Source organism: Vibrio ziniensis, from assembly GCF_011064285.1.
Classification (GTDB): Bacteria; Pseudomonadota; Gammaproteobacteria; order Enterobacterales; family Vibrionaceae; genus Vibrio; species Vibrio ziniensis.
This window is the reverse complement of the sequence record NZ_CP049331.1, coordinates 2,164,346-2,181,600: the sequence shown is the minus strand read 5'-3', so window position 1 is coordinate 2,181,600 and position 17,255 is coordinate 2,164,346. Positions and strand designations below refer to the sequence as shown.

At 43.5% G+C, this 17,255-nt stretch carries 15 protein-coding genes and 1 tRNA gene; 10 read left to right on the top strand and 6 right to left on the bottom strand.

Annotated elements, in window-relative coordinates; all coding sequences use genetic code 11:
- Nucleotides 1-18: 18 nt before the first annotated feature.
- Nucleotides 19-1,344: an IS4 family transposase gene (locus G5S32_RS09930; RefSeq protein ID WP_165311684.1), complete on the bottom strand. Its 1,326-nt coding sequence runs from the start codon at nucleotides 1,342-1,344 to the stop codon at nucleotides 19-21.
- Between the two features lie 149 nt (nucleotides 1,345-1,493).
- On the bottom strand, nucleotides 1,494-2,354 hold the full coding sequence (gene folD / locus G5S32_RS09925) for a bifunctional methylenetetrahydrofolate dehydrogenase/methenyltetrahydrofolate cyclohydrolase FolD (RefSeq protein WP_165311869.1): 861 nt from the start codon (nucleotides 2,352-2,354) through the stop codon (nucleotides 1,494-1,496).
- A gap of 200 nt (nucleotides 2,355-2,554) precedes the next feature.
- On the opposite strand from folD, the gene G5S32_RS09920 reads away from it, so the two are divergent.
- Nucleotides 2,555-2,631, top strand: a tRNA-Arg gene (locus tag G5S32_RS09920).
- Between the two features lie 83 nt (nucleotides 2,632-2,714).
- Here the strand turns inward: G5S32_RS09920 and G5S32_RS09915 are convergent.
- The 3 genes from G5S32_RS09915 to rne form a co-directional block, all read right to left on the bottom strand.
- Nucleotides 2,715-3,590 carry a DMT family transporter gene (locus G5S32_RS09915; protein WP_165311868.1) on the bottom strand — a complete coding sequence of 292 codons (876 nt, stop codon included), beginning with the start codon at nucleotides 3,588-3,590 and terminating at the stop codon, nucleotides 2,715-2,717.
- Nucleotides 3,591-3,745: 155 nt separating this feature from the next.
- Nucleotides 3,746-5,305 (bottom strand): SulP family inorganic anion transporter, encoded by a 1,560-nt coding sequence (locus tag G5S32_RS09910; protein ID WP_165311867.1) that lies wholly within the window; start codon nucleotides 5,303-5,305, stop codon nucleotides 3,746-3,748.
- Between the two features lie 257 nt (nucleotides 5,306-5,562).
- A complete protein-coding gene (gene rne, locus G5S32_RS09905; protein WP_165311866.1) occupies nucleotides 5,563-8,547 on the bottom strand; it encodes a ribonuclease E in 2,985 nt (994 codons plus the stop codon).
- 605 nt (nucleotides 8,548-9,152) lie between these two features.
- Between rne and rluC the strand changes: the two genes are divergently transcribed.
- The gene (rluC, locus tag G5S32_RS09900) at nucleotides 9,153-10,103 is read left to right on the top strand and encodes a 23S rRNA pseudouridine(955/2504/2580) synthase RluC (RefSeq protein ID WP_165311865.1); all 951 of its coding nucleotides are present in this window, start codon (nucleotides 9,153-9,155) and stop codon (nucleotides 10,101-10,103) included.
- Nucleotides 10,104-10,157: 54 nt separating this feature from the next.
- Here the strand turns inward: rluC and G5S32_RS09895 are convergent, their stop codons facing one another.
- On the bottom strand, nucleotides 10,158-10,739 hold the full coding sequence (locus G5S32_RS09895; protein ID WP_165311864.1) for a Maf family protein: 582 nt from the start codon (nucleotides 10,737-10,739) through the stop codon (nucleotides 10,158-10,160).
- Nucleotides 10,740-10,885: 146 nt separating this feature from the next.
- Between G5S32_RS09895 and yceD the strand changes: the two genes are divergently transcribed.
- The 8 genes from yceD (at nucleotide 10,886) to fabF (ending at nucleotide 17,193) form a co-directional block, all read left to right on the top strand.
- A complete protein-coding gene (yceD, locus tag G5S32_RS09890) occupies nucleotides 10,886-11,410 on the top strand; it encodes a 23S rRNA accumulation protein YceD (RefSeq protein ID WP_165311863.1) in 525 nt (174 codons plus the stop codon).
- Between the two features lie 33 nt (nucleotides 11,411-11,443).
- On the top strand, nucleotides 11,444-11,614 hold the full coding sequence (rpmF, locus tag G5S32_RS09885; RefSeq protein ID WP_165311862.1) for a 50S ribosomal protein L32: 171 nt from the start codon (nucleotides 11,444-11,446) through the stop codon (nucleotides 11,612-11,614).
- Between the two features lie 9 nt (nucleotides 11,615-11,623).
- Entirely contained in the window at nucleotides 11,624-12,649 is a 1,026-nt protein-coding gene (gene plsX, locus G5S32_RS09880; protein WP_165311861.1) for a phosphate acyltransferase PlsX, read from the top strand.
- A 5-nt stretch (nucleotides 12,650-12,654) separates the two neighbouring features.
- Entirely contained in the window at nucleotides 12,655-13,605 is a 951-nt protein-coding gene (locus G5S32_RS09875) for a beta-ketoacyl-ACP synthase III (protein WP_165311860.1), read from the top strand.
- A gap of 99 nt (nucleotides 13,606-13,704) precedes the next feature.
- Nucleotides 13,705-14,628, top strand: coding sequence for an ACP S-malonyltransferase (fabD, locus tag G5S32_RS09870; protein WP_165311859.1), 924 nt, complete (start codon nucleotides 13,705-13,707; stop codon nucleotides 14,626-14,628).
- A 27-nt stretch (nucleotides 14,629-14,655) separates the two neighbouring features.
- Complete coding sequence (gene fabG / locus G5S32_RS09865) at nucleotides 14,656-15,390, top strand: 3-oxoacyl-ACP reductase FabG (RefSeq protein WP_165312770.1); 735 nt, start codon at nucleotides 14,656-14,658, stop codon at nucleotides 15,388-15,390.
- Between the two features lie 232 nt (nucleotides 15,391-15,622).
- Nucleotides 15,623-15,856, top strand: coding sequence for an acyl carrier protein (gene acpP, locus G5S32_RS09860; RefSeq protein WP_014204679.1), 234 nt, complete (start codon nucleotides 15,623-15,625; stop codon nucleotides 15,854-15,856).
- A 92-nt stretch (nucleotides 15,857-15,948) separates the two neighbouring features.
- A complete protein-coding gene (gene fabF, locus G5S32_RS09855; RefSeq protein ID WP_165311858.1) occupies nucleotides 15,949-17,193 on the top strand; it encodes a beta-ketoacyl-ACP synthase II in 1,245 nt (414 codons plus the stop codon).
- Nucleotides 17,194-17,255: the final 62 nt, after the last annotated feature.

Sequence of the window (17,255 nt, the reverse complement as noted above, 5' to 3'; positions counted from 1 at the left end):
TTTAAGAGCTAATGCCGTTCACTTAAGGTGAGCGGCATTGTTTTTTCTAGGGTATCGGCTTGGCTTTTTCTTAACGACCCTAGGGAAGGATCTTTCTCGCCTAGGTTCAAGTATTAAGCTCTCACTCATTGAGTAGAAGTTTTGGAATTGCCTCGGGATTGCTCCTGGTGACGAGTATGGAAGTCCCACTATCAGGCGCATGATGTGAGCTAATGCTCCATTGAAGCTAAGTTGATATGGCAAGTAATCTCCATTCAACGTATTACACATCTGCACCATTTGATACCTGACTAAGTTATAGGTCAGTAGTATTCCCCAGAGTTCTTGCTTCACTAATTCAGGGAGTCGACTTCGAAGTGTGAGTCGGTTGCCAAGCATATATTGTTTTTGTTCTCGATACCCAAGCTCAATCTCCCAACGGTATCCATACAGACCCACTATGTCCGATTTGGGGTAAAGCATAGGGTCAAGCATTGAGGTGAGAACATCGTATTGCTTACCCTCTTTGACTCTCGTGATTAAACGTACAACCACTTCTTGTTCCAGCTCTGGCCACTTCTTACGTGCTTGCGGGTTACTCTTCAGTTTTATCAGTTTATCTTGGCGGCCGAGAGACTGAATGACATCATAAGTGAGTCCTTTTTTCATTGGGATAAGCCAATGTCGATTTATGCCTTGCGAGCTCCATGCTTGAAGTAGGCCAAGAGAGTAAAAGCCTTTATCAAAAAGGGTTAAGCTATTATCAGGTGTCGTCTCTATCAGTTGCTCTGCTAACTTCATTTCATTGACGCTATAACAGTCAAAGGCACTGCCTGTGATTAAATGGCTGCTCAATTCCATCTGACATACCATGCGCACTTGTGGGTACTGTGTTTCTTTACCGTCACGATTGGTAGGCTTTGCAAACGCTTCAGCGTTCTCTTTTGAGTCCTCCGTTCGCCACAAAACACCATCAACGCCAAGAAGAGTGAGTCCGTTCCAGTTTGGTAAATTCGCCAGCTTAAACCAATGACTTTGCGTACACTCAAAAAGAGCTTTAGCCGCTGACTCACCGAGGTTTTTTCTTCGCTGTGTTAATGCACTTGGAGCAACAAATGGTTTACCTGTGCGGTCAACAATATCGAGCATATTTACAATGTCTGCCATGGATTTATCGTTATAGATTGCCATTCCAACCAGTAACCATGCCATCGACTCTAAAGTTAGCTTTCGTTTTCTTAGCGTAACAGTATCGGTAAGCTCGTAAGCACTATTGATGAGTTCAATGGGCAGGAGGTCAGCGAGTGTCTCAACTTGATTGGGTTTATAACTGTTGATGATGTCGAGGGCTTGAGAAACGTGCATAAAAAAATCCGATAAACAGAGTCTATCGGATTTTTACATACAGGTAGGATCATTCAACTGATCTGCCGATTAAAGTCTTAACTGATCGGCATTAGGGCTTTAAGAGCCCTTTTTAATAGCGATTTTGCCGCTTACTTCTGCTTGGTTAATTATTTCTTAGTATGGAATTGCTCACACGCAATCATCGTGTTTTCAATCAAACTAGCGACTGTCATTGGACCTACACCTCCAGGTACTGGTGTAATGAAGCTTGCATTGCTGCGAGCCACATCGTATTCAACGTCACCTACCAATTTGCCGTTCTCTAATCGGTTAATGCCGACATCGACCACTACTGCACCTTCTTTGATCCATGCTCCAGGAATAAAGTTTGGTTTACCTACCGCGACAACTAAAATGTCAGCTTGACGAACATGGCTTTCCAAATCTTTGGTAAATCTGTGGCAAGTTGTAGTTGTACAGCCTGCAAGTAGTAGTTCCAATGTCATTGGACGACCAACGATATTTGACGCACCGACGATCACCGCATGTTTACCACGCATAGGAATGTTGTAACGGTCTAAAAGGGTAATGATGCCTTTTGGCGTACATGAGCGTAGTTTTGGAATACGTTGAGCGAGACGACCAACGTTATATGGATGGAAACCATCAACATCTTTTTCTGGGTGAATATGTTCAAGCACGTGTGTTGAATCGATGCCTGCTGGAAGAGGAAGCTGGACAAGAATGCCATCGATTTCCGGATCCTGGTTAAGTTGATCAACCAAATCCAATAATTCTGTTTCTGAAGCCGTTGCAGGTAAGTCGAAAGACTTAGAAATAAAGCCCACTTCTTCACACGCACGTCGTTTGCTGCCAACGTAAACTTGTGATGCAGGATCTTCACCGACAAGCACTACTGCTAGACCCGGAGCACGTAATCCAGCTTCTGTTCGAGCTTTTACTCGTGCAGCAACTTCTGAACGCACGGTTTTAGAAATAAGTGTTCCATCAATATTTTGAGCAGTCATGACTTTCCTTCACATTTATAGCGAAAATTTTTGCGCGCATTGTCGCAGAAATTTTAAATAACATCCATAAGCAAACGTTTGCTTTGTTTTATTTTTCGACGTTTAAACGTTGAGTGGTAAATTTTTAGGCATTTAAATCAGAAACTAAGATAAAGCCGTTGATTTACCATCTCTAACTCGTATAATCCTTTCCCTGTAGCGCGCCCTTAGCTCAGCTGGATAGAGCACCTGCCTTCTAAGCAGGTGGTCACAGGTTCGAATCCTGTAGGGCGTGCCATTATTTAGAAGGGTTAGCAGGGTTCACTTGCTAACCCTTTGTCATTTTAGCACCTTCAATGGCTTGATCTGTATCGTTCCCCTTTAACCCCACATAACTAATATGGCAGCTAAGGCTACCAATATTAAGCCGAAGCCATCTTTGATTCGTACTTTCTGCTTAAGCCACATAATAGATATCAGCATTGTAAAAAAGATTTCTACCTGACCGAGCGTTTTTACGTAAGGTACCGCTTGCAGTGACATAGCACTGAACCATCCAATTGAGCCAAGGCAGCTAGTAAAGCTCGTTAAGAACACTATTTTGGGTCTAGCGAATAGAGCTTTTAGCGTATTAACATCTGTAACAACTAAATAGCTTACCAAAATCAGTGTTTGAAGTGAGATGACCAATAGCAGCACCCAGGCTGCACCATAAGGAAAAGGTAGTCCTAATGCGATACTTGCTTCTCGAACCCATAAAGACGTTAAAGCGAAAGCACTGCCGCAGCTGATTCCTAAAATAACAGTAGGGAGAGATATCTGGCGGAAACTGCCTTGTGTACTTAATAAGAAGACACCTACGCCTCCGACAAAGACTCCAATCCATCCTAATAGCGTCAATTGAGTACCGAAGAAAAGCATTCCAAGCAGCGCAGCAACCAAAGCTTCGCTCTTTGCAAGCCCAGCACCAACAGCATAATTATTAAACTTAAACAGTCGAACCATTAGCGCAGTGGCAACGATCTGCATCGTGGCTGCACCAACGATGTAAGTGATGAAAAGCGAACTGAAATTGGGGCTTGGAATGGGTTCTATGAAATATAAAGTGGCTAAATACAATGCAGCAATCGGGCTTGCCCAAAGAAAGCGAGCTAAAGTGACACCTGCTGTTTTAACATTACCGGACAAATGACTTTGAAATGCATTACGCCAAGACTGCATAAAAGCCGCAAAAAGAGTGAACAGAATCCATGTCATGATAAGAATATCCAACGAGAAAAGAAAAAATAGTCGTGCGAGTTAGCGAGCAAGATGAGCTCTGGCACTACACTATGCAACTAATCCGCTGCTATATCAAATGAATGAGCAACAAAAAGCCTCTCAAAAGAGAGGCTTAGAAAATGTTTTATTGATTAACCTGCAAGGACATCTGTCGCTACTTTGTAGCTAGGGTCTTCTTTTACGTTGATTTCGATAAGGCTACCGGCTTTATCTAATAATGCGCGACAATCCTGACTTAGGTGACGTAGGTGCAGTGTTTTACCGACAGACGCGTAGCGCTCTGCCAAGGTCTCAATGGCTTCAATTGCAGAATGGTCTGCTACACGCGATTGGGCAAAGTCGACAATTACATCTTGTGGGTCGTTTTTGGCGTCAAATAGTTCAAGGAAGTTAGCGGCAGAGCCAAAGAAGATAGGACCGTTAACTTTATAAACTTTAGAACCCTCTTCATTAAGCTGGCTACTTGCGTAGATATGTTTTGCGTGCTCCCAAGCAAACATAAGTGCAGAAGCAACTACACCAACGCCTACAGCAATAGCTAAGTCGGTAAACACAGTAACAACCGTTACTAGGACAATGACAAAGAAATCCTGCTTAGGTACGCGGCGAGCAAGTTTAAACGTAGCCCATTCGAATGTGCCGATAACGACCATAAACATGACACCGACCAGAGCAGCAAGCGGAATCATCTCAATAAGCGATGCTGCGAACAGGATGAAAAACAACAACATCACCGCTGCCACAATACCGGATAATCGACCGCGTCCTCCTGAGTTTATGTTGATCATCGATTGACCAATCATCGCACAGCCACCCATTGCACCGAACACAGAGCAGGTAATGTTGGCTAAACCTTGCCCCATACACTCGCGGTTAGACTTACCGCGGGTATTGGTCATTTCATCCAGAACAGTTAGGGTTAATAATGATTCAATCAAACCGATGGCGGCCAAAATTACAGAATATGGAAGAATTATCTGTAGTGTCTCAAGAGTCATAGGTACGACAGGGAAAGCAAATGTTGGAAGAGTACCAGCCAGAGTCGCGCTTTCGTTACCAGACATCGCTCGTAGGAAGTCGACAACTGTGCGTGTTTCTAAACCGAGTCCTTGTACCAATAGTGTTACTGTTACAATAGCAACGAGCGAAGAAGGTACTGCTGTAGTGAGCTTTGGTAAAAAGTGAATGATAGCCATGGTTAAAGCTACCAATCCCAGCATCAGGAACAGTTGCTCACTTGGTAGCCAAGTTAGAATGCCATTGATATCAGGAGCTTTGAACTGCCCAAGCTGAGCGAGGAAAATAACGATAGCAAGACCATTTACAAAACCGATCATCACAGGGTGCGGAACCATACGGATGAACTTGCCGAGTCTGAACAGACCCGCTGCAATTTGTAGTACGCCAGTAAACAATATGGCTGCAAACAGATATTGAACACCATGACTTGATACTAAGCTCACCATCACCACAGCCATTGCACCAGTTGCGCCAGAGATCATGCCTGGACGTCCACCGAATATAGATGTGATAAGGCCAACGATGAATGCTGCATATAAGCCAACCATAGGGTCAACGCCAGCCACGAATGCGAAAGCGACGGCTTCCGGCACCAATGCTAGAGCAACTGTAAGTCCTGAAAGGACATCATTTTTTACTGAGTGTTTGGAAAACTGTGGAAATTCAAACATGACTTGAGCGTTTTTCCTGATAATTGTAATGAACCGACTTTATTTAGAACGCTCATTGAATCGAAATGGAATGTACCGAATGAAATATCATAGGGCAAAAAGTGTATTCAAAAGGCTGAACGCATCAAATTAAAGATGAGGGGCGGATGCTACAGAATTGTGTGATGAAGTTCAATAATGAACCTATAACCATGATCAATGAGACTGTTGAAATGATAAAAAAAGCCACCCTGAGGTGGCTTTTAAAAAGGCTTATATTAGTAACCTTGAGGTTTAGCCATCGCAGAACCTGCTTGGCTACTTGCCACTTGGCTGCCAGCGCCGATAGGAGCGTAGCGTTCAGTGCGGAAAGGTGCTGCATTTACAGCAATTTCTTTAACCTCTTGCGGACCAGAAGCTTTCGTCATAGGTGATGACGCGTGACCTTTTGTTAATGCCACAACTTTTGCCGGTTTAGCAACTGGCGCTAGTTCTGTAGTTTCTTGTCTCGCAATTTCAACAGTCGGAGCTTGTACTTCAGGTTGTTGAATTTCTTCGTATGGAGCGACAGTCGTTTCTACTGGCGATGTTTCAGCTTTCTCGACGATGCTATGCTCGATGACTTCGATGATAGTCTCAACTGGTGCTTCAACAACCGGTGTTTCTGCAATAGCGACTTCACGACGAATAATCACTTTACCCATTGCCATTTCAGGGAATGCGTAACCGCCTAGCACTGGTGTTGATACAACTGTATTTTCAACGACTGTTTCAACTTGAGGTTGAGCTTTAACAACAGGTTTCGCTAAATCATAACGAGGCATCACTTTACCCATAGCCATCTCTGGAGATGCTACACCACCTTTACGAAGGCGGAATGGGTTAGGGCGACGATCACGACCACGGCGACGACGTTGACCACTTGCTCGCAGATGACGAGGAGAGCGACGATTACGGCGTTGCTTCTGCTCATCTTGCTGTTCTGCGTTATCAGTGTCTAAGTCTGCTTGAACCAATTCAGTCGTAAACTCTTGAACAACAGGTGCTACTACTTCAGTAGGTAAAGACTCATCAACAATATATGTTTCTTCAGTTTGTTGATTGTTCACGCGTACTTGCTTATTAAGCTTACGGCGTTGGCGACGCTCTTTAACTACAGCTGCTTTAGTAGTTTGTTGAGTCTCACTTACTGGCTCTTTCTCTGCATTTTCTTGCTGAGCTTCAGCGGCTAATTGGCGACCTTCTTGTTGAAGCTTGTTTGACTTAGCTTCATTACGATCACGCTTATTGCGGCGTTCTTGCTTTGGCTTACGCTCTTGCGGTTTGCTTTCGCTAGCAACAGTTTGCTGTTCGCTCTCAACCTTTTCGTTCGCCTTTTCAGTTATTGGCTTACGGCGATTGTTTCTGTCGCGAGAGTTGTTGTTACGACGACGGTCGTTACGCTCACGACGTTGAGGTTGCTTCTTACTCTCGCTATCAACTTCAGCAGTCTCTTTAGCTTGGTCTTTCTTGTCTTCTTCTGAAGAGGCGAAAATACCTGCTAGAGCTTTAAAGAAGCGACTGACCAGCCCTGGTTTTTGCTCAGTAACAACCGATTCTGTAGGTGCCTCTACTTTAGGTTTCGCTACTGGAGCAGGTGCGGGAGCTGACTGGGCTGGTGATGCAAAGCCTTTCAGAGCCGGTTCTTCGATACGTTTAGGACGAAAATCTTGTTCGCTAACCTCTTTGCCTTCTGCTTCTTTTAAGGCTTCAAGTTTTCGAGGAATCAAGTAAGAAAGAATTTCGTGTTCTTCACCTTCGCGCACACGTACCACTTCAAAATGAGGTGTTTCCATGTCTGAATTTGGAACGATGGTAATTCTAACTTCTTGAATGCGTTCAATGTGGTTAATTGAGCGGCGCTTTTCGTTCAACAGATATGAAGCAATAGAAACCGGTACAACCGCCAGAACTTGTGACGTATTGTCTTTCAATGCTTCTTCTTCGATCAAACGAAGAACTGAAAGCGCTAAAGATTCATTATCACGAACCACACCTGTGCCCGAACAACGTGGACAGATATGGTGGCTTGCTTCAGCTAGAGAAGGACTCAAACGTTGGCGAGACATCTCTAAAAGACCGAAGCGCGAAATACGACCGATTTGTACACGAGCGCGGTCTAAGCGAACGGCATCACGTAGACGGTTTTCTACTTCACGTTGGTGACGAACAGGAGTCATATCGATGAAGTCGATAACAACTAGGCCACCTAGGTCGCGCAGACGTAATTGGCGTGCAATTTCATCTGCTGCTTCTAAGTTGGTGTTTAGAGCAGTTTCTTCGATATCTCCGCCTTTTGTTGCTCGTGCTGAGTTGATATCGATAGACGTCAGTGCTTCTGTTGGGTCAATAACAATTGAACCACCTGAAGGCAGACGAACTTCGCGTTGGAACGCGGATTCAATTTGGCTTTCGATTTGGAAGTGGCTAAATAGCGGCACTTCGCCTTCGTATTTCTTAACACGGTTTACGAAATCAGGACGAACTAGACGGATATGGTCAAGCGCACGTTCGTAGATAGTATTACTATCAATCAGGATTTCACCGATATCACGACGCAAGTAGTCACGAATCGCACGAACGATAACGTTACTTTCTTGGTGAATTAGAAATGGCGCAGGATTCGCGTCAGATGCTTGTTTGATCGCTGCCCAATGGTTCAGCAGAACGTTTAAGTCCCACTCTAACTCGTCACCATTTTTGCCAACCCCAGCTGTACGAACAATTAGACCCATACCTTGAGGTAGTTCTAACGTGCTCAATGCAGTTTTAAGTTCAGTACGCTCATCACCTTCGATACGGCGAGAAATACCGCCAGCACGAGGGTTGTTTGGCATAAGAACTAAATAACTACCAGCAAGAGAGATAAATGTGGTCAGCGCAGCACCTTTACTACCGCGTTCCTCTTTTTCAATCTGAACGATAACTTCTTGGCCTTCTTTAAGCACTTCTTTAATGCTTGGACGACCTTGGTAGGAATAACCTTCTGGGAAGTATTCGCGAGCAATTTCTTTAAGAGGGAGGAAACCGTGTCTTTCAGCGCCGTAATCAACGAAAGCAGCTTCTAGACTTGGTTCAATACGGGTGATACGACCTTTGTAGATATTCGCCTTTTTCGATTCGTGTCCAGGACTTTCGATATCAAGATCGAACAATCGCTGGCCGTCGACCAAAGCGACACGCAACTCTTCTTTCTGAGTTGCGTTAATAAGCATTCTTTTCATTTAAAAATCTCGTAATTTTTTCTTTGTTTTGATTATTGTTCTTGTCGCATTTGGTTCGCTTTCACGGTGCCAGATCCCATGGCTTAATTCATTACAGCCTCCCGGCTGGAGGGGATGCTCGAGGACACGTCAGTCATCACAAGCTTAAACAGCCTGTGATCCGCATTTGAGGCGGAAATACTCATCATGAAAAGGCGAAGAGTAGAGCAACAAGAAACCTAAACCTGAAATGTCTTACGCCAATGCAGCACTCGGTTTTAGGTTTACTACTCGTTCATTGCTTTAAATAAACGGTAAAATAGAAACATACCAGTTCACTTATTGCAGGTGTGAACTATAGCAGTGACTGCTAGTCACAGCAATGTGCTTTATTAGAAAGCGCTTAAAAATTTCTGGCCATGTCCAAAAGTGCTTCCTTGTCCGTGTCAATTTTAAGCAAAATGGGCGAGAAGTTTGTGTTTTATCAATAAGAAACCGCCCAATTTTCGGGAGCAAAGAGCTAGGTGATGTTTATTTCAGCGAGTTATTAAAAAAAAGCATCCGAAAAGCGATTTTTAATCACGAAGAAAATGTGATTTCGCACAGTTTCAGTTAGAATAGCCGCCATGAACGAAATCAGAACTCAAGTCCAATTCATCGACATAGATGAAGATATGGCTGGTCAACGCATCGATAACTTTTTGCGTAACCAATTAAAATCAATTCCTAAAAGCATGGTTTATCGAATCTTGCGAAAGGGTGAAGTGCGCGTAAATAAAAAGCGAGTAAAGGCGGAATATAAGTTGGAAGCAGGCGATGTGGTTCGAGTTCCGCCTGTTACAATGGAAGAAAAGTCAGATGAAACTGCTGCACCAAGTACCAAACTTAATAAAGTCGCGGAATTAGAAAGTTGCATTCTTCATGAGGATGAACATGTCCTCATTTTGAATAAGCCTTCGGGCACCGCTGTGCATGGCGGTAGTGGCTTGAAGTTTGGCGCGATTGAAGCGTTACGAGCTCTTCGACCACAAGCGCGCTTTTTAGAACTTGTGCATCGAATTGATCGTGACACATCAGGTATTTTGTTGGTTGCAAAAAAGCGTTCTGCTTTGCGTCACTTACAAGCCCAGTTTCGAGAGAAAACAGTACAAAAATACTATTTTGCTCTGGTTATGGGGGAGTGGGAAAACAAGTGGAAAGTGGTTAATGCCCCATTGTTAAAGAATGAAGTGAACAGCATTGTGCGCGTGAGTTCCAATGGTAAGCCATCAGAAACGCGTTTTAAGATCATAGAAAAGTTTGAACAGGCGACGTTGATTCAGGCGAGCCCTATTACTGGTCGCACACATCAGATCCGTGTACATACACAATATATGGGGCACCCAATTGCCTGGGACGACCGTTATGGTGACCGACGATTTGATGCTTATACCGCACAATTTGGCATTGACCGTTTGTTCTTGCATGCTGCGAATATTCGTTTTGTTCATCCAGCGACGGAGGAAGTTATGGAAATCAACGCGCCTCTGGATAGCAAGTTAGAAAATGCATTAGCTCAGATGCGAAGCACTAAATGAATGAATAAAGGCTTGTGATGAACAAGCCTTTTCAATTAGTGAAACTGTTGATGCTTACAAAACAGGAAAGCCTTCGTTTTCAAGCAGTCGAGTTAGCTTAATCAGTGGTAGGCCAACGAGTGTATTCGGATCATCGCCTTCGAGTTTTTCAAATAAAGCGATACCTAAACCTTCGCTCTTAAAACTACCAGCACAGTTTAAAGGCAATTCTTTCTCTACATACTTCTCAACCATAGATGGTGTCAACCGACGGAAATGCACAGTGAATGTATCAAGCGTGATCTGACTTTCTTGAGTGCGGGAGTTGTAAAGTGCTAGGCCGGTATAAAAAGTAATAGGTTTACCGCTTTGGCTCATCAACTGTTCAATCGCTTTTTGCTTAGTATGCGGTTTGCCAACGATATGTCCGTCAATCACGCAGACTTGATCAGAACCGATGATTAAGCTTGGCTTATCAACGATACAAGAGCGGGCTTTTAGATTGGCAAGTCTCTGCACTAATGTTTCAGGTGATTCGTTTTGCAGCGGTGTTTCATCACAGTCTGGTTGTGCAGTGACGAAAGGAATGTCTAGCTTATTTAATAACTGCTGACGAAATGGTGAAGTGGAAGCTAAAACTAGTTGGTAATTTTGCATTTTACTTTACAATTATCGTTAAGTTTATGTGCAGCATATAGGATTCAATGCTGTTGACCATAATTCTCTCCGTGAAAAGGGAAAAAATTGTATTTTTTACCTTTTTCTTTGACTAAATCTGTTTTGGAAGATAATATTCGCGCCCTATGCAAAAGGTAAAGATACCGCGAACGATTGATCCGGGCAAAGCGGCTCAAAAACGACTTGATTACGATGGCATCATCCAAATGAGTCTTTTGAAACGCTTAGAGGAGTCAGTCGATAGCGTAAAACGCGACGCACAAGTCTCATTGTCATTTGGGCTTGATGAACAGCAACTGGTTGTTATCTCTGGTAAAGCTAACATCGAAGTTGATTTAGAGTGTCAGCGCTGTAATGAGGTTTTCGCACACGAGTGCGAAATTGAATTCACTTATACCCCTATTACTGGGAAAAAAAGTGATGAAGAGATTCCCGACGATTACGATTTGGTAGATCTTAATGAGTACGGTGAAGTTGACCTAGTTCAGTTAGTTGAAGACGAGTTCATCTTAAGTTTGCCTCAAGTAGCAATGCACGATGATGCGGATTGTAGCGTTCAATCAGACAACATGGTGTTTGGTGAAATTCCAGAAGAGATTTTGGAAGAGAAGCCGAATCCGTTCGATGTTTTAAAAAGTTTGAAGAAGTAATTCTTTAAGACACTTAACATAGGAGTAGGGTCAATGGCCGTACAAAAAGACCGTAAAACACGTTCACGTCGTGGTATGCGTCGTTCACACGATGCGCTAACTGCAGCTGCACTATCTGTAGATGCGACTTCAGGTGAAACTCACCTACGCCACAATGTAACTGCTGAAGGTTACTACCGTGGTAAAAAGGTTATCAACAAGTAAGGTTGACCTTTGCAAAATTTAACCGTTGCACTTGATGCAATGGGCGGGGATTTCGGTCCTCGCGTAACAGTGCCTGCCGCCGTGCAGGCACTGTCGCATTTCCCAGAGCTAAAAGTGACTCTCATCGGTGATCAAACTGAGATCGCCCAACAACTTTCTTTATTAGGTTACGAACCGAACGCTCGCTTGAGTGTCGTAAATAGTGACCGCGTCATTTCAAATTCAGAAAAACCGTCATTGGCATTACGTCACAGTGCTGGTACTTCTATGGGTATGGCTATTGACCTTGTCGCTGACGGTCAAGCTGATGCTTGTGTAAGTGCAGGTAATACGGGTGCATTGATGGCATTATCTCGTTTTAGACTTAAACTATTGCCAGGAATAGATCGGCCTGCTTTGGTGTCAGCTCTACCAACTATATCTGGTGGAAAAACGTGGATGTTGGATTTAGGCGCAAATGTTTCTAGTGACGCAGATTCTTTATTTCAATTTGCAGTGATGGGGGCAGCATTAGCAGAACAACATCTAGGTCGATCTCCTCGCGTGGCGATATTAAATATCGGTGCAGAAGAGATTAAAGGTAATGATTTAGTCAAACGTTGTGCAGAAATGCTTAGTCAGACACACGCTGTGAATTTTATCGGCTACATTGAAGGGAACCAATTATTAATTGATGCAGCAGACGTTGTTGTATGCGATGGTTTCGTTGGCAATGTTTGCTTAAAAGCCTGTGAAGGAACAGCACAACTTTTTATCGATAGGCTAAAAAATAAGTTTTTAGGCTCATCTATAAAAGGTTGGATTGCGAAAAAGCTGTTTTCTGAACTATTTACTGAGCTAAAAACACTGAACCCCGACCAGTATAACGGCGCAAGTTTGCTAGGATTGCGCGGCATTGTAATAAAAAGTCATGGAAGTGCTGATGTACCCGCTGTCGTTAACGCGATTTCAGAGGCGGTGCATGAAGTTAAACGACAAGTACCCAGCCGTATAAGCGATCGTTTGGAAGCGGTTTTACTCGAGAGGCATTATTAGTCTTCATGTATAGCAAAATTTTAGGTACTGGCAGCTACCTGCCATCTCAAGTGCGTACAAACGCTGACTTAGAGAAAATGGTAGATACTACTGATGAGTGGATTGTCACTCGTACGGGTATTCGCGAGCGTCGTATTGCAGCTGAAGATGAAACAGTTGCGGATATGGCATTTTATGCAGCTAAAAATGCGATTGAAATGTCGGGCATTGATAAAAACGACATCGATCTCATTATCGTAGCGACCACAAGTAGTAGCCATACTTTCCCTTCATCTGCGTGTCAGGTTCAAGGTATGTTAGGCATCAAAGGTTGCCCTGCATTTGACTTGGCAGCGGCATGTTCTGGCTTTATTTATGCGCTGTCGGTTGCCGACCAACATATTAAAACCGGTATGTGCAAAAACGCTTTAGTGATTGGCGCAGATGCATTGTCAAAAAGCTGCGATCCAACAGATCGTTCAACCATTATTTTGTTTGGTGATGCAGCTGGTGCCGTTGTCCTAGGCGCAAGTAAAGAGCCGGGTATTCTTTCCACTCACATATACTCAGACGGTGAATTTGGTGAGCTGTTAAGTCTGCCTGTTCCTGAACGTGGTGGTGATGCTGACAAATGGCTTTATATGGCTGGTAATGAAGTCTTTAAAGTTGCAGTAACTCAGTTGTCTAAGTTGGTTAAAGATACTTTAGAAGCCAACAATATGCATAAGTCTGAATTGGATTGGTTAGTTCCGCACCAAGCAAACTATCGCATTATTTCTGCAACAGCGAAAAAGCTGTCTATGTCGCTAGACCAAGTAGTATTGACGTTGGATAAACACGGCAATACATCTGCGGCAACTGTCCCAACTGCGCTTGATGAAGCAGTTCGTGATGGACGTATTAAACGTGGTCAAAACTTACTTTTAGAAGCTTTTGGTGGCGGTTTCACCTGGGGCTCAGCTTTAGTTAAATTTTAACGGCTTTAAATTTCAATAATTCGATTTTTGTAATAATTAATCGCAACTATAGTCTTTAAGGCGTTGAAATAACGCCTTAATCATTTTGAGGAAACAGCAATGAGCAAGTTTGCTATCGTATTTCCAGGTCAGGGTTCTCAAGCTATCGGTATGCTTGCTGAACTAGCGCAGCAGTATGATGTCGTTAACCAAACTTTTGCAGAAGCATCGGAAGCGTTGGGCTATGATTTATGGGCGTTGGTTCAAAACGGTCCTGTTGAAGATCTAAACCAAACTTTTCGTACTCAGCCTGCATTACTAGCAGCATCTGTGGCTATTTGGCGTGTATGGCAGGAACTCGGTTTAGAACAACCAGCTGTCCTAGCGGGTCACAGTTTAGGTGAATATTCAGCTTTAGTGTGTGCTGGTGTTATCGACTTTAAACAAGCGATTAGTTTAGTAGAGCTTCGTGGTAAGGCTATGCAAGATGCTGTTCCAGCGGGTACTGGCGCAATGTACGCTATCATTGGTCTTGATGATGAAGCGATTGCTAAGGCGTGTGAAGAAGCGGCACAAGGCGAAGTTGTCTCTCCAGTAAACTTCAACTCACCAGGTCAAGTTGTTATTGCTGGCCAAAAAGATGCAGTAGAGCGTGCCGGAGCATTGTGTAAAGATGCGGGTGCTAAGCGTGCACTTCCTTTACCAGTTTCTGTTCCTTCACATTGTGCATTGATGAAGCCTGCCGCTGAACGTCTCGCAGAAGCTTTGGCTGAAATTGAATTTAATACACCACAAGTTCCTGTGATTAACAACGTTGATGTTATTGCAGAAACTGACCCTGCAAAGATTAAAGATGCGCTTGTTCGTCAGCTTTACAGCCCAGTACGCTGGACTGAAGGTGTAGAGAAAATGAGCGAACAGGGTGTTGAGAAATTGCTAGAAATGGGACCAGGTAAAGTTCTAACGGGTCTAACTAAACGTATTGTAAAAACCTTAGATGCAGCCGCAGTGAATGATATCGCTTCACTCGAAGCAGCTAAGTAAATATAGGAACCAAACATGAGTCAATTCATGAGTCTAGAAGGCAAAGTTGCACTAGTAACAGGTGCAAGCCGCGGTATTGGTAAAGCTATCGCTGAACTATTTGTTGAACGTGGTGCTACAGTAATTGGTACGGCAACAAGTGAAAGTGGCGCAGAAGCAATCAGTGCTTACCTTGGTGATAAAGGTAAGGGCTTTGCTCTAAACGTTACAGACGTAGAATCAATTGAATCAGTATTGAAATCTATCAATGATGAATATGGTGCAATCGATATTCTAGTAAACAACGCTGGTATCACGCGTGACAACTTGTTGATGCGTATGAAAGATGATGAGTGGTCAGATATTTTAGATACTAACCTGACATCAATTTTCCGTATGTCTAAGGCTGTATTACGTGGCATGATGAAAAAACGTAATGGTCGTATCATCAATGTAGGTTCTGTTGTCGGTACTATGGGTAACGCAGGACAAGCAAACTATGCAGCGGCAAAAGCAGGCGTAATTGGCTTTACTAAGTCAATGGCTCGTGAAGTTGCTTCTCGTGGCGTGACTGTGAACACAGTTGCTCCAGGTTTTATTGAAACTGATATGACAAAAGCGCTGAACGATGAGCAACGTGCTGCTACACTTGCACAAGTGCCAGCTGGTCGTTTAGGTGATCCACGTGAAATTGCATCAGCAGTTGCATTTTTGGCGTCACCAGAAGGTGCTTACATTACGGGCGAAACTTTGCATGTAAATGGCGGCATGTATATGGTTTAATCCCATTTTTGTGCTAAGTTGGAAACTGAGTCTTAAATGTGGCCAACTTTGTACATTAATTGACATAAAAATGCTCAAGATTCATGCATGATATATGTCAATAATGGTGTGAATTTCGGTTAAAATCGCCAATTTTGTGGTTTGACCAGCAAGGACCCCCTTGCAACTTTCCCTAGTTAGAATAAACTACGGAATCATCGCATTAGGCGAAATCTGTAAAGGAAAAGAAAAAATGAGCAACATCGAAGAACGCGTAAAGAAAATCATTGTTGAACAGCTAGGTGTAGACGAAGCAGAAGTTAAAAACGAAGCTTCTTTCGTTGAAGATCTAGGTGCGGATTCTCTAGACACTGTAGAACTAGTTATGGCTCTAGAAGAAGAATTTGACACTGAGATTCCTGATGAAGAAGCAGAGAAAATCACTACTGTTCAAGCTGCGATCGACTACGTAAACAGCGCTCAGTAATGTCTCTTCCCAGGCGGCCTTCTGGCCGCCTGAGTTTTTCTCACTCAATCTTTACCTCTCATAGAATTTTTCAATTCCCGGAGAATATGATCGTGTCCAAGCGTCGTGTCGTTGTCACTGGCATGGGTATGTTGTCACCAGTGGGCAACACAGTAGAATCTTCTTGGAAAGCCCTGCTAGCTGGTCAAAGTGGTATAGTAAATATCGAACACTTTGATACAACAAATTATTCAACTCGTTTCGCAGGTCTAGTTAAAGACTTTAACTGCGAAGATTACATGTCTAAAAAAGAAGCTCGCAAGATGGATTTATTTATCCAGTACGGTATTGCGGCGGGCATTCAAGCATTAGACGATTCTGGTTTATCGGTCACTGAAGAAAATGCTCCACGTATTGGTGTTGCTATTGGTTCAGGTATCGGTGGTCTAGAACTTATTGAAAGTGGTCACTGTTCATTACTTGAAAAAGGCCCACGTAAAGTTAGCCCATTCTTTGTACCTTCAACCATCGTAAACATGATTGCTGGTAACTTGTCTATTATGCGTGGTCTACGTGGTCCAAATATCGCGATTTCAACAGCATGTACAACTGGCTTGCACAACATTGGCCATGCAGCACGCATGATTGCTTACGGTGATGCAGAAGCTATGGTTGCAGGCGGTGCAGAGAAAGCCTCTACGCCTCTAGGTATGGCTGGTTTCGGTGCAGCTAAAGCACTATCAACTCGTAATGATAATCCTCAAAAAGCTTCTCGCCCTTGGGACAAAGACCGTGACGGTTTTGTACTAGGCGATGGCGCAGGTATCATGGTGCTTGAAGAGTACGAACACGCTAAAGCTCGTGGCGCTAAAATTTACGCTGAAATCGTTGGCTTTGGTATGTCTGGTGATGCTTACCATATGACTTCACCTAGTGAAGATGGCTCTGGTGGTGCATTAGCGATGGAAGCTGCGATGCGTGACGCAGGTCTAACTGGTGAACAAATCGGTTATGTGAATGCTCACGGTACATCTACGCCAGCAGGCGATGTAGCAGAAGTGAGAGGCATCAAGCGTGCTCTTGGTGAAGCAGGCTCTAAACAGGTTCTGATCTCTTCAACTAAGTCAATGACTGGTCACCTACTAGGTGCTGCTGGTTCTGTTGAAGCTATTATCACTGTCATGTCTCTAGTCGACCAAATAGTTCCGCCAACGATTAACCTTGAAAACCAAGAAGAAGGTTTAGACGTTGATCTTGTTCCAAACACCGCTCGTAAAGTGGAAGATATGGAATACGCAATGTGTAACTCATTTGGTTTTGGTGGCACTAACGGCTCATTAATCTTTAAACGCGTATAAGATTCATTGAACTGTACTTGTTTTGAAACGGCTTGATGCTTAGCATTAAGCCGTTTCTTTAT

Coding starts and splice junctions, on each gene's coding strand:
- G5S32_RS09930 (WP_165311684.1), bottom strand. CDS start 1,344: ATGCACGTTTCTCAAGCCCTCGACATCATCAACAGTTATAAACCCAAT.
- folD (WP_165311869.1), bottom strand. CDS start 2,354: ATGACTGCTCAAAATATTGATGGAACACTTATTTCTAAAACCGTGCGT.
- G5S32_RS09915 (WP_165311868.1), bottom strand. CDS start 3,590: ATGACATGGATTCTGTTCACTCTTTTTGCGGCTTTTATGCAGTCTTGG.
- G5S32_RS09910 (WP_165311867.1), bottom strand. CDS start 5,305: ATGTTTGAATTTCCACAGTTTTCCAAACACTCAGTAAAAAATGATGTC.
- rne (WP_165311866.1), bottom strand. CDS start 8,547: ATGAAAAGAATGCTTATTAACGCAACTCAGAAAGAAGAGTTGCGTGTC.
- rluC (WP_165311865.1), top strand. CDS start 9,153: ATGAACGAAATCAGAACTCAAGTCCAATTCATCGACATAGATGAAGAT.
- G5S32_RS09895 (WP_165311864.1), bottom strand. CDS start 10,739: ATGCAAAATTACCAACTAGTTTTAGCTTCCACTTCACCATTTCGTCAG.
- yceD (WP_165311863.1), top strand. CDS start 10,886: ATGCAAAAGGTAAAGATACCGCGAACGATTGATCCGGGCAAAGCGGCT.
- rpmF (WP_165311862.1), top strand. CDS start 11,444: ATGGCCGTACAAAAAGACCGTAAAACACGTTCACGTCGTGGTATGCGT.
- G5S32_RS09875 (WP_165311860.1), top strand. CDS start 12,655: ATGTATAGCAAAATTTTAGGTACTGGCAGCTACCTGCCATCTCAAGTG.
- fabD (WP_165311859.1), top strand. CDS start 13,705: ATGAGCAAGTTTGCTATCGTATTTCCAGGTCAGGGTTCTCAAGCTATC.
- fabG (WP_165312770.1), top strand. CDS start 14,656: ATGAGTCTAGAAGGCAAAGTTGCACTAGTAACAGGTGCAAGCCGCGGT.
- acpP (WP_014204679.1), top strand. CDS start 15,623: ATGAGCAACATCGAAGAACGCGTAAAGAAAATCATTGTTGAACAGCTA.